Source organism: Agrococcus sp. Ld7, assembly GCF_045064095.1.
GTDB lineage: Bacteria > Actinomycetota > Actinomycetes > Actinomycetales > Microbacteriaceae > Agrococcus.
On record NZ_JBISGY010000011.1, the window covers coordinates 1 to 1,334 of the forward strand.

At 69.4% G+C, this 1,334-nt stretch carries 1 protein-coding gene; it reads left to right on the top strand.

Annotated features, from left to right (window positions below; all coding sequences use genetic code 11):
* The first annotated feature begins 245 nt into the window (after positions 1 to 245).
* Positions 246 to 1,313, top strand: a complete 1,068-nt coding sequence (locus ACJJVL_RS02850; RefSeq protein ID WP_405216799.1) for an IS110 family transposase — start codon at positions 246 to 248, stop codon at positions 1,311 to 1,313.
* The last annotated feature ends 21 nt before the right edge of the window (positions 1,314 to 1,334 follow it).

The window sequence follows — 1,334 nt, forward strand, 5'->3', positions numbered from 1 at the left end:
CATTGAGGATGGTGGTGGTGGTTCCGGGTCCGTGGCCTGGCCTTCTCCTCGCCCGACTCTCACGATGTCATTCGTAGGACTTGTCGGTCACGGTTCCGGGGCCGCTGCCGTTGGTTCGGTCGGAAGGCCGAGCCGGGCGGGGACGTGACCTAATAGGACTCTGTCCGACCACGACTACTCAATGTTGTGTCCGCCCGGCCCGGTGAGGTCATCCAACCGATCACGATCGATTGGAGACAGAGCCCATGCTAATCACCCACCCCGAGCAGTCGCAGCAGACGATCGTCGTCGCCGGCGTCGACACGCACAAAGACACCCACCACGCGGCCGTGCTCGACCTGGCCGGCCGCACGCTCGCGATCGAGCAGTTCCCCGCATCCCCGGCCGGCTACCGGCAGCTGCTCGCGTTCGTCGCCGCGCACGGCGTGATCGACAAGATCGGCATCGAGCTGACCGGCTCCTACGGCGCCGGCCTCACCCGCTACCTGAGCGCCGCCGGGGTGACCGTGATGGAGGTGAACACCACCGACAAAGCCACCCGCGCCCGACGCGGCAAGGACGACGCGATCGATGCGGTCGCCGCAGCGCAGAAGACCCTCTCCGGCATGGCCTCGGCCACGCCGAAAGACACCACCGGCGCCACCGAGGCGATCCGCCTCCTCACCGCCGTCCGGGACCTCGCCGTCAAGCAGCGCACCCAAGCGATGAACCAGGTCCACGCGCACCTCGTCACCGCACCCGAGCAGCTGCGAGAACCGCTCCGCGGCCTGCCGCGGGCGGCGCTACTGCGCGCGCTGCGCGGCCTGCGCCCCGACCGGACACGACTGGCCGAACCGGCCCAGGCCGCCAAAGCGGCCCTGCGCGCGCTCGCCGAGCGGATCCGCGCCCTCGACGCGGAGATCACGACCGCCGACGCCGACCTGACCGCGCTGGTCGCCGCGACCGCACCGACCCTGCTCGCCCGGCCAGGCGTCGGCGTCCACACCGCCGCCCGCTTCCTCATCACCGCCGCGAACAACATCGACCGGCTCCACAGCAGCGCCGCGTTCGCGCGCCTCTGCGGCGCCGCACCCGTGCCCGTCTCCTCCGGCAAAACACACCGCATGCGGCTCCACCGCGGCGGCGACAGGCAAGCCAACCGGGCCCTGCACATGATCATCATCGGCCGCATGAAGAACGACCCGCGAACCCAGGCCTACGTCGCCAAGAAACTCGCCGAAGGACACTCCAAACGAGACGCCATCAGAGCCCTCAAGCGCTACCTCTGCCGCGAGATCCTCGCCGCCCTCAAACACGACCTCAACCCCACTTGACATCCATAGGACTGTCCTACG

Coding starts and splice junctions, on each gene's coding strand:
- ACJJVL_RS02850 (WP_405216799.1), top strand. CDS start 246: ATGCTAATCACCCACCCCGAGCAGTCGCAGCAGACGATCGTCGTCGCC.